This window comes from Embleya hyalina (genome assembly GCF_003967355.1).
GTDB classification, from domain to species: domain Bacteria; phylum Actinomycetota; class Actinomycetes; order Streptomycetales; family Streptomycetaceae; genus Embleya; species Embleya hyalina.
In genome coordinates this window covers 245,252-257,333 of the sequence record NZ_BIFH01000018.1, presented here as the reverse complement: position 1 = coordinate 257,333, position 12,082 = coordinate 245,252, and the positions used below count along the sequence as shown (strand labels likewise).

General features: G+C 75.0%; 2 pseudogenes. Both read right to left on the bottom strand.

Features of this window, described 5'->3' with window-relative positions:
• Positions 1-107: 107 nt before the first annotated feature.
• Positions 108-4,082, bottom strand: a pseudogene (locus EMA17_RS16575) (type I polyketide synthase); the annotation flags it as partial.
• Positions 4,083-4,375: 293 nt separating this feature from the next.
• Positions 4,376-12,055: pseudogene (locus EMA17_RS16570) on the bottom strand (type I polyketide synthase); the annotation flags it as partial.
• Positions 12,056-12,082 lie beyond the last annotated feature (27 nt).

Sequence of the window (12,082 nt, the reverse complement as noted above, 5' to 3'; positions counted from 1 at the left end):
GCGCGGTCGTGGGCGGGCGTGCCGCCGGCGCCCGACGCGTCCGGTCCCGCCGTGCCGGGAGGCGGCACATCGGCCGGTTCCGGAGCCAGATCCGCGAGCAGCCGGCGCGCCAGGTCGACGGACGTGGGGTGGTCGAAGACCAGCGTCGCGGGCAGTCGCAGGCCGGTGTCGGCGGTGAGGCGGTTGCGCAGTTCCACGGCGGTGAGCGAATCGAAGCCCAGGTCGCGGAAGGCCCGGTCCGGATCCACCGCGCCCGCGGACCCGTGGCCCAGCACCGCGGCGACCTGCGCGCGGACCAGGTCGACGAGCACGTCCTCCCGGTCCGCCGCAGACAGTCCGGACAACCGTCGCCCGAGCGAGGGCCCCTGGGCCGTCGCGTCGTCCGCCGCCACCCGTCGAGCCGGTCCCCGGGCGGGGCCGCGCACGCCGCCGGCGTCGATCGCCCGCTCGACCCGGATCCGGCGCAGTTCGACGGACTCGGCGCGCAACACCGGAGCACCCATGCCGTCGGCCACCAGCACGGTCACCGTATCCGCGCCCCGCGGCACGAGCCGCACGCGCAGCCGTCGTGCCCCCGAGGCGTGCAGCGAGACACCGCGCCAGACCCACGGCAGCCGAACCCCGTCGTCCGAATCGCCCGGGTCGCCCCGGTCGTACGCCCGGAGCGCGAGGTCGAGCAACACCGGATGCAGGCCGTATCTCCCGGCCTCGTCGCGCTCCCGCTCGCCCAGCACGACCTCCGCGTAGACCTCCTCGCCCACCCGCCATACCTGTTCCGGGCCCCGGAAGGCGGGCCCGTACTCCCGGCCGACGGCCCGAGCCCGGTCCCGGACGGCATCGATGTCCGCCGCGACGGCATCGGTCGGCGGCCAGGTGGTGAGGTCGAAGTCCGCGGCGGAGCCGCGGGGATCGAGTACGGCGGTGGCGTTGCGCTGCCAACCCCCCTCGGCCGCCCCGCCGTCGCCGATCGGGCGGGAGTGCACGGTCAGTTCGCGACGGCCCGCTTCGTCCGGCGGGCCCACCACGACCTGCAGCCGCACTCCGCCGGTCGGCGGCAGGATCAGCGGTATGTCGAGGTCGAGTTCGTCGACCCGGCCGCAGCCCACCTCGTCCGCCGCCCGGATCACCAGCTCCACCAGGGCCGTTGCGGGCAGCACGACGGTGTCATCGACGGCGTGATCGGCGACCCAGGGGTGCGTCCGCGCCGAGATCGACCCGGTCAGCACCGACCGGCCGAGGTCGGACAACGTGGTCCCGGCGCGCAGGAGCGGATGGTCGACGGGGGCGAGCCCGACCTCGTCCGCGCCGGCCCGGCCGCCGCCGCTTTCCAGCCAGTAGTGCCGGTGTCGGAACGCGTACGTCGGCAGCGCCACCCGCCGTCCGAAACCGGCGCCCAGGACCGCGTTCCACGCGACCGGCAGCCCGTGCGCGTGGGCTTCCGCGAGCGAACCGAGGAATCGTGCGACATCCGGTCGGCCGCGCCGCAGCGTGCCGAGCGCGACGGCGGTGCGGTCCGTTTCGTCCAGCATCTGCTCGATGCCCGGGACCAGCAGGGGATTCGGGCTGACCTCGACGAAGGCGGTGTGTCCGGCGTCGACGAGGCCGCGTACGGTCTCCTCGAAGCGCACGGTCCGCCGCAGGTTGCGGTACCAGTAGTCGGCGTCGAGGCCGGTGGTGTCGTACCGGCCGGCGGTGACCGTCGAGTGGAACGGGATGCGCGCCGGGCGCGGTTCGATCCCGGCGAGGGCGTCGACCAGCCGGTCGCGGATCTCCTCCACCTGGGGGCTGTGCGAGGCGTAGGTGGTGGGGATGCGCCAGTGGCGGACGCGCTCGGCCGCGTATTCGGCGGTGAGTTCGTCGAGGGCGGCGGTGTCGCCGGAGATCCCGGTGGAACCGGGGCCGTTGATCACGGCGATCGACAACCGGCCGGGCCACCGTCGCAATCGCGCGCCGACCCGGGCGGCGGATTCGCCGACGGAGAGCACGCCGCCGCGGCCGGCCAACGCCGTGACGACCTTGCCGCGCAGGGCGACGATCTTCGCCGAGTCGGCCAGGCTCAGGGCGCCCGCGATGTGCGCGGCGGCGATCTCCCCCTGCGAATGGCCGACCACGGCGGCGGGTTCGACACCGCAGGCGCGCCACAGTTCGGCCAGGGCGATCATCACCGCCCACAACACCGCCGGCAGCACGTCGACGCGGGTCAACCACGCCTGTGCGGTGTCGGCGTCGGCGCGCAACAACTCTTCGAGGGACCAGTCCACATGCGGGGCGAGGGCCTGCTCGCACGCGGCGATCCGCGCGGCGAACACCGGTGCGCGATCGAGCAGTTCGACCGCCATCCCGAACCACTCGGAGCCCTGGCCGGGGAAGACGAACACGACGCGTTCGCCGTACCGGGCCAAGCCCTTGGTCACCGCGGCGGTCGGGGTGCCGGCGGCGAGGCCCGCCAGCGCCTCCCGGAGGTGGTCGCGGTCGCCGACCCGGACCACGGCGCGGTGGTCCAGGGCGGACCGGGTGGCGTGCAGGGAGTGGGCCAGGTCGGGCAGCGCGGCGTCCCGGCCGGCGTCGGTGTCCAGGTGGGCGGCCAGGCGCGCGGCCTGGGCCCGCAGGCCCTCGGGGCTGTCCGCGGAGAGGACGAACGGCAGTACGGCGGGGTCGGGCAACACCGGTGCGCCGGGCTCTGGTTCCCCGTCGGCGTCGGGAGCCGCCTCGGGAGCCTGTTCGAGGATCAGGTGCGCGTTGGTACCGCTGATCCCGAAGGACGACACGCCGGCTCGGCGCGGTGCTTCGTCGCCGGGCCAGTTCCTGGCCTCGGCGAGTACTTCGACGGCGCCCTCGGTCCAGTCGACGTGCGGGGTCGGCGTGTCCACGTGCAGCGTGCCGGGCAGCACCCCGTGGCGCATCGCCATCACCATCTTGATGACCCCGGCCGCGCCGGCGGCGGCGGCGGTGTGGCCGATGTTGGATTTCACCGAGCCGATCCACAGCGGCCGTTCGGGGTCCCGGCCGCCGCCGTACGTGGCGATCAGTGCCCGGGCCTCGATCGGGTCGCCGAGCCGGGTGCCGGTGCCGTGCGCCTCCACCGCGTCGATGTCGGCGGGGGCCAGGCCCGCGTTCGCCAACGCCCCCTCGATCACCCGTCGTTGCGCGGGGCCGTTGGGGGCGGTGAGGCCGTTGCTCGCGCCGTCCTGGTTGACCGCGCTGCCGCGCACCACGGCCAGTACGGGGTGCCCCCTGCGGCGCGCGTCGCCCAGCCGCTCGACCAGGAGCATCCCGACCCCCTCGGCCCACCCGGTGCCGTTGGCCGCCGCGGCGAACGACTTGCACCGGCCGTCGGCGGACAACACGCCCTGGCGGCTGAACTCGACGAAGACGGCCGGGTCCGCGATCACGCTCGCCCCGCCCGCGAGCGCCATCGTGCACTCGCCGCCCCGCAGCGCCTGCACGGCCAGGTGCAGCGCCACCAGCGAGGACGAACACGCGGTGTCCACGGTCACCGACGGGCCTTCCAGGCCGAGCACGTAGGACACCCGGCCCGACATCGCGCTGCCGACCCCGCCGGTGAGCGCGTATCCCTCGACCCCGTCGGGCAGGCGCTCGGCCCCGAAGCCGTAGCCGCTGGGGGTGCCGCCGACGAAGACTCCGGTGGAACTGCCCCGCAGGGCGCGCCGATCGATCCCGGCCCGTTCGAACGCCTCCCACGAGGTCTCCAGGAGCAGCCGCTGCTGCGGGTCCATGACCAGCGCCTCGTGCGGCGAGATCCCGAAGAACGCGGGATCGAACTCGCCCGCGCCGGCCAGGAATCCGCCTTCGCGCGTGTAACTGGTGCCCCGGTGTTCGGGATCGGGGTGGTAGAGGTCGTCCACCGCCCAGCCCCGGTCGTTCGGGAAGCCGCTCACCGCGTCCACCCCGTCGGCGACCAGCCGCCACAGGTCCTCGGGCGAGCGCACGCCGCCGGGATAGCGGCAGGCCATGCCGATCACGGCGATCGGTTCGGGTGGTCGCTCCAACTCGGCGATGCGGGCGCGGGCCCGCTGGAGGTCGACGGTCGCACGCTTGAGGTAGTCCCGCAGTCGGTCTTCGCCGCCGCTCATGAGTGGTCACCTTTCGGGGCCTGCCCGGGGGTTTCGAGATGGTGGTCGAGCAGAGCGAACAGTTCGTCGTCGGAGGCGGCCTCGACCCCGGTTCCGTCGGGGGTCGCGGTGTCGTCCCGGTCGAGGGCGCCGAGTCGTTCGACGAAGCGCCGCATGCGCAGCGCGACCCGGGCCCGGACCTGCGGGTCCTCGTCGGCGATCCGGCCGAACGCGGCGTCCAGGTTGTCCAGTTCGGCCAGCACCGGGGTGAGCACCGACTCGTCGCCGTCGGTCAGCGCGGCCCGCAGTCGGGCGGCCAGGTCGAGGGGGGTCGGGTGGTCGAACACCAGCGTGCTCGGCAGTTCGACACCGGTCGCCCGACCGAGCCGGTCGCGCAGGTCGACGGCGGTCAGCGAGTCGAATCCCAGGTCGCCGAACGGCTGGTCGGCCCGGATCCGCCCGGTCGAGGTGTGGCCCAGGACGGCCGCGACCTGACCGCGTACGAGGTCGAGCAGGATCGTCTCGCGTTCCGCCGGTCCCGCCGCGGCCAGCCGCCCGATCAGGCCCGGGTCCGCCGCGCCGACGCCGGCGGCCGGTGCGGCGAGCGCGGCGTCCGCCTCGGGCAGGCCGCGGAGCAGCGGGCTCGGGCGCGACGACGTGAAACTCGCGGCGAAGGCACGCCAGTCGACGTCGGCGACGACCACCTCGGCGTCGTCCCGGCCCACCGCGCGGGCCATCGCGGTCACCGCGGCCCGCGGGTCCATCGCGCGCAGGCCGAGCCGGGCGAGCCGGTCCCCGTCGGCCCGCTCGACCATGCCGCCCCCGGCCCACGGGCCCCAGGCGATCGACGTGGCGACCAGGCCGCGGGCGCGCCGGTCCCGGGCGAGCGCGTCGAGGTGTGCGTTGGCGGCCGCGTAGACGCCCTGGCCGCCGCTGCCCCAGACGCCGGCGATCGAGGCGAAGAGCACGAACGCCGCCAGCGGGCGCTCGCCCAGCACGGCGTCCAGGTGGGCGGCGCCGGCGGCCTTGCCCGCCATGATGCGCGCCGCCTCGACCGGATCGGTGTCCGCGATCAGGGCGGCCTGGGCCACCCCGGCGGCGTGCACCACCGCGCTCAGCGGCGGCCCGTCGGCGTCGATCCGCCGGATCAGACGCCGCACGGCGTGCCGGTCGGCCGTGTCGCAACTCTCGATCAGCACGGCGGCGCCGAGGGCGGACAGTTCGGCGGCAAGGTCTTCCGCCCCCGGCGCCCGCGCACCCCGACGCGCGGCCAGGACCACACGTTCCGCGCCCGCGCCCGCCGCCCAGCGCGCCACCCGGGCGCCGAGGCCGCCGGTGCCGCCGGTGATCAGTACCGTGCCGGTGGGCTGCCAGGGCCGCTCGGCGGTCCCGGCGGTGGCGGACGCGCGGACCAGGCGGCGTACGTGGACGCCGTCGGGACGGATCGCCACCTGGTCCTCGGCGCCGTGTGCGAGCACGTCGGCGAGCCGGGACCAGACGTCGACGGCGTCGGTCTCCTCCGGGAGCGCGTCGACCGTGGCTCGCGTGGCTTCGGCGACGTCCACGAGACCGCCCCAGAGGTCGGGCAGTTCGAGCGCGGCGGCACGGCCGAGTCCCCAGATCCCGGCCTGGTCGGCGGAGCCGAGCGGGTCATGCTCCGCGACGGACACCGCGCCGGAGGTCAGGCACCACAGTCTGCCTCCCGGCCGGGCGTCGGCCGACGCCTGGACGAGAGCGAGGGTGGCCGCCAAACCGTGGGCGAGTCCCGGCAGGTCGGCGCGCTCGCCCGGCAGATCGCACAGGAGCGAGAGCACACCGTCGAGCGGGCCGAGGCGGCGCAGGTGCTCGGCGAGGATGCCGCGGTCGCACTCCGTCGCGTCGACCCGAAGCGGGGTCACGGTGGCACCGCGCCGTTCGAGCGCCCGCACGCACGCGTCCGTGTACGGGCTCGCCGGATGGCTCAGCACGAGCCAGGTGCCGGACGGTTCGGCGTCGGATCGTTCGGTCCACGGGGTCCACGCGGCGCGGTACCGCCGGCTGTCAGGGTCACCGGCCGTGCGCGCGTCGGGCAGCGGGTCGAGCCAGTAGCGCTGTCGCTGGAACGGGTAGGTGGGCAGGTCGACCGTCGCGGCGCGCCCGGTGAGCAACGCGGACCAGTCGACGGGTGTCCCGTATGCGTGCAGCGCCCCCAGGGCGGCGGTGAGCGTGGCGCGCTCCGGTCGATCCCGGCGGAGCAGCGCGACGGTGGGCGTCTCGGCGGTCGGTGTCCCGGCGGTCGGTGTCCGGACGACCGGGCCGAGGCATTCGCGGGCCATCGCGGTCGACGCCCCGTCGGGCCCCACATCAACCAGTACGAGATCGCCCATGGCCCGCACCGAGGCGACGCAGTCGGCGAAGCGGACCGGTTCGCGTACCTGGCGCAGCCAGTAGTCCGGGCCCGTCAACTCGCCGTCGCCGGCGACGGCGCCGGTGAGGTTGGACAGCAGCGGGATCCGCGGATCGGCGTAGGAGACGCCCTCCAGCACCGTCCGGAAGTCGGCCAGCATCGGCTCCATCCGCGCCGAGTGGAACGCGTGCCCCACCCGAAGCCGCCGGGTCCGCCGACCCCGCCCCGCGAAACGCGCGGCAACCGCCAGCACGGCATCCTCGTCCCCCGAAACCACCACCGACATCGGCCCGTTCACGGCGGCCACACCCACCGTTCCCCGCCCGTCCAGGACGCCACGAACCTCGTCCTCGCCGGCCTGCACCGCGACCATCGCCCCACCCGCCGGCAACGCCTGCATCAACCGCCCACGCGCCGCCACCACCGCCGCCGCATCCGCCAGCGACCACACACCCGCCACATACGCCGCGACCAACTCCCCCACCGAATGACCCAACACGAACCCAGGCCGCACACCGAACGACTCGACCAACCGGAACAGCGCCACCTCCACCGCGAACAACCCCGCCTGCGCGAACACCGTCCCGTCCAACAGCCCCCCGAAACCCCCCACACCGAACACCACATCCCCCACCGAACACCCCACACCACCCGCCAACCGACCGTCCAACGCCGACACCACCTCGTCGAAGGCCGCCGCGAACACCGGATGAGCCGCATACAACTCCCGCCCCATCCCCACCCGCTGACCACCCTGCCCACCGAAGAGGAACACCGGTATGCGGTCCGCCCGTGCGAGGCCGACGGTCACGGTGCCGATCGGGTCTCCCGCCGCGAGGGCGGCAAGACCGGCAAGCAACTCGGCGCGGTCCGCGGCGGTCACCACCGCCCGGTGCGCCAGTGCGGCGCGGCTGCCGGCCAGCGCGGCGGCGAGGTCGGCGGGGGCGATCTCGGCCTCGGCGGCGGTCAGGTGCGCGTGCAGCCGTTCGGCCTGCGCGGCGAGCGCCCGCGGTGTCCCGGCGGAGAGCAGGTACGGCAGTACGCCCGGATCGACCCGCGCATCGGCGCTCGGCGGGTCGGCCGGCTCGGGCGGGCGATATTCGAGCACGGTGTGCGCGTTCGTCCCGCTGATCCCGAACGACGACACGGCGGCACGACGGGGCCGACCGGTCTCCGGCCACGGACACGCCTCGGTCAACAGCCGCACCGCGCCCGCCGACCAGTCCACATGCGGCGTCGGCGCATCGACGTGCAGCGTCTTCGGCAACACGCCGTGCCGCATCGCCAACACCATCTTGATCACCCCCGCCACGCCGGCTGCGGCGGTGGTGTGCCCGATGTTGGACTTGAGCGCACCCAGCCGGACCGGCTCGTCCGCGTGGTGTTCCCGGCCGTAGGTGGCGATCAGGGCCTGGGCCTCGATCGGGTCGCCGAGGGCGGTGCCGGTGCCGTGTGCCTCGACGGCGTCCACGTCCCGCGCGTTCAGTCGGGCATTCGCCAACGCCCGCCGGATCACCCGCTGTTGCGCGGGTCCGTTGGGCGCGGTCAGGCCGTTGCTCGCGCCGTCCTGGTTGACGGCCGAACCGAGGATGGTCGCCAGGACACGATGGCCGTTGCGGCGCGCGTCGGACAGTCGTTCGACGAGCAGCATCCCGATGCCCTCGGACCAGCCGGTACCGTCGGCGGCGGCCGCGAACGGCTTGCACCGGCCGTCGGCGGAGAGCACCCGCTGCCGGCTGAACTCCACGAACGCCGCCGGGTTGGCGTACACCGTGACACCACCGGCCAGCGCCATGGAGCATTCGCCGCCACGCAGCGCCTGACCGGCCAGGTGCAGCGCGACCAGCGAGGATGAGCAGGCCGTGTCGACCGTGATCGCCGGCCCCTCCAGGCCGAAGGTGTAGGCGAGGCGGCCGGAGGCGACGCTCGCGGCGTTCCCGGTGCCGAGGTGGCCGCCGAGTTCGTCGGGCACCCGCATCCCGGTCGGGTAGCCGATGTCGACGGCACCGACGAACACGCCGGTGTCGGAACCGCGCAGTGTGGCGGGGTCGATCCCGGCCCGTTCGAACACCTCCCAGGAGGTCTCCAGGAGCAGGCGCTGTTGCGGGTCCATCGCCAACGCCTCGCGCGGCGAGATGCCGAAGAACTCCGCGTCGAAGTCGGTCGCGTGCGCGACGAAGCCGCCCGAGCGCACGTAGCTGGTGCCGGGGTGGTCGGGATCGGGGTGGTAGAGCCCGTCGAGCGGCCATCCCCGGTCGGTGGGGAAGTCGGTCAGTCCGTCGCGGCCGTCGACCAGCAGGCGCCACAGGTCCTCGGGCGAGCCGACGCCGCCCGGGAGGCGGCAGGCCATGCCGATGACGGCGAGCGGTTCGTGGTCGACCCCGGTCGAGGCCGGTGCCGCGGCCGGACGCGTCGCGAACTCGTCCCCGGCAGCGGACAGTTCGGTGCCCAGGTGTCGGGCGAGCGCGACGACCGTCGGGTGGTCGAAGACCAGGGTGGCGGGCAGTCGCCGTCCGATGTGTGCGGCCAGGCGGTTGCGCAGGTCGAGGGCGATGACGGAGTCGACGCCGAGGTTCTTGAACGGGCTGTCCGGGTCGACGGCTTCGGCGGTGTCGTAGCCCAGGGCCGCCGCGGCCTGGGCCCGGACCAGCCGGGTCAGGGCACGCTCGCGCGCCGGCACGTCGAGGGCGAGCAGATCGCGGACGAGGCGGTCGGCATCCGGATCGCCGTCCGGCGCCGAGGAGTCGCCGTGGGCCGGCGCGCCGCCGTCGGCACCGGCCGGCCCGGCGCCGGGCCGCGAGTGTCGGGCGCCGAGCAGCGGATGTCCGCCGCCGACGGCGTCCCCGGCGCCCATCGTCGCCGGCCACAAGCGCCGACGCCGGAACGCGTAGGTCGGCAGATCCACCCGGCGCGGCGGCACCGCCCACCCGGCGAACAGATGCCGCCAGTCGACGCCGAGCCCGTGCACGTGCGCGCCGGCCAGGGCCTCGGCGAAGCCGCCAGGACCGTCCTCCCCGCGCGGGAGCGTGTCCAGCACGACCGCCGGCACATCGGCGGCGGCGATCGTGTCGGCCAACGCGGTGGTGAGGACGGGATGGGCACCGATCTCGATGAAGGTGTCGTGCCCCTCGGCCAACAGAGCGCCGACGGCGTCGTCGAAGCGCACCTGTCGTCGCAGGTTCCCGTACCAGTGGTCGGCGTCGAGCACGGCGGTATCCGACCGCCTGCCGGTCGTCGCGGAGTGGAACGGCACGGTGGCCGGCATCGGCGCAAGGTCGGCCAGGTCCCGTGTCAGCCGGTCGCGGATCGCCTCCACGTGGGGCGTGTTGGGGGCGTGGTCGACCGGGAGGCGCCGTGCCCGCACGCCCTGGCCCTCGCATACGGCCAGGAGTTCGTCGAGGGCGGGCGGGCTGCCGGCGATCGTCACCGAGTTCGGCCCGTCGATCGCGGCGACGGTCGCCCCCGCGCCGAGCGGCCCGATCAGCGTCCGGGCCCGGGACGCGGACACCGCGACCGAGACCATGCCGCCGGTGCCGGCCAGTTCGCGAAGGGCCCGCCCGCGCAGGGCGACCACCTTGGCGCCGTCCGCCAGACTCAGGCCGCCCGCGACACAGGCCGCGGCGATCTCGCCGTGGCCGTGGCCCACCACGGCGGCGGGGTGCACGCCGTGTGCCTGCCAGAGCCGGGCGAGCGAGACCGCCACGGCCCACGACAGGGGCTCGGCCACCGCGACCCGGGTCGGCGCCCGCTCGTGCGACGCGCGCAACAGCTCGGCGACGGACCAGTCGACCCAGGGGTCGAGTGCGCGCTGGCATTCCGCGATCGTCGCGGCGAACTCCGGTGTGGTGTCCAGCAGTTCGCGGAGCAGGGCGGTCCGATGGTGCGGGCCGTGGCCCGGGAAGACGAAGACCGGACGCGGGTCCCGTGCGGCCATGGCGACCGTGCCCTCGCCGTCGGCCAGGGCGCGTAGACGCTCGCCGAAGCCGTTCAGGTCGCCGGCGGTCAGCGCGGCGCGGCAGGCCAGTGCCGTCCTGGTGGTGGCCAGCGAGTAGGCGACGTCGTCGGGCACGAGATCGGGCTCGGCGGCGACCCGGACCGCCAGCCGATCCGCCTGCGCGCGCAGCCCCTCCTCGTCGCGCGCCGACAACACCCAGGGCACCAAAGGCCGGTGTGCCACCGGGGTCCGCACCGGCTCGAACCCGGGCTCGTCCGGCGCCTGTTCGACGAGGACGTGCGCGTTGGTGCCGCTGATCCCGAAGGACGAGACCCCGGCCCGGCGCGGCCGTTCCCCGGTGTCGGGCCACGGCCGCGCCTCGGTCAACAGGCGTACGGTGCCGGCCGACCAGTCCACGTGCGGTGTCGGCTCGTCCGCATGCAGCGTTTTGGGGAGCACGCCGTGGCGCAGCGCCATGACCGTCTTGATCACGCCCGCGACGCCGGCGGCGGACTGGGTGTGGCCCACGTTGGACTTGAGGGAGCCGAGCCACAGGGGTTGCCGGGGGTCGCGGCCCGGCCCGTAGCCGGCCAGCAGGGCTCGTGCCTCGATCGGGTCGCCGAGGGGGGTGCCGGTGGCGCTGGCCTCGACCGCGTCGATGTCGTCCGGGGTGAGCCGGGCGTCGGCCAACGCCTGCCGGATCACCCGGCGTTGCGCGGGGCCGTTGGGGGTGGTCAGGCCGCTGCCGGCGCCGTCCTGGTTGACCGCGCTGCCGCGCACCACGGCGAGTACCCGCCGGCCGGCGCGGCGCGCGTCGGAGAGCCGTTGCAGCAGCAGCAGTCCGGCGCCCTCGGACCAGCCGGTACCGTCCGCGCCGGCCCCGAACGCCTTGCATCGGCCGTCCGGTGCCATGCCGTGCTGCCGACCGGACGCGCCGAACACGCCGATGTGCGGCATCACCGTGACCCCGCCGGCCAGCGCCATCGTGCATTCCCCGGCGCGCAGCGCCCGGACGGCGAGGTGCAGGGCGACCAGCGAGGACGAGCACGCGGTGTCGACGGTGACGGCGGGGCCTTCGAGCCCGTACACGAAGGCGAGGCGGCCGGACAGGACGCTGATGATCGTCCCCGTGGCCAGGTGGTCGCCGACGCCGTCGGGCACCTCCCCCAGGTCGCTGCCGTAGCCGGTCCAGCCACCGCCGACGAAGACACCGGTACGGCTGCCGCGCACGGCGGCCCGGTCCAGGCCGGCGCGTTCGAACAACTCCCAGCCCACTTCGAGCAGGACGCGCTGCTGCGGGTCCATCGCCAGGGCCTCGCGCGGCGAGATGCCGAAGAACTCGGGGTCGAAGTCGGCCACACGGTCGAGGAATCCGCCCTGTCGCACCCGGCTCCCGGCGACGGCGTCGAGCCCGTCCAGGTCCCAGCCGCGATCGGTCGGCAGCGGTCCGATCGCGTCGCCCCCCTCGGTCACGAGGCGCCACAGGTCCTCGGGCGAGGCCACCCCGCCCGGGAAGCGGCAGGCCATCGCGACGATCGCGATCGGCTCCGAGTCCCGCTCCTCGACGCGGCGCAACTCCGCGCGCGCGTCGTGCAGTTCCGCGGCCACGCGCTTGAGGTAGCCGACCAGCTTGTGGTTGTCCGGCGGGTCGCGGTCCGGCATGGTCGCGTCGGTCCTTCCTGGGCTGAA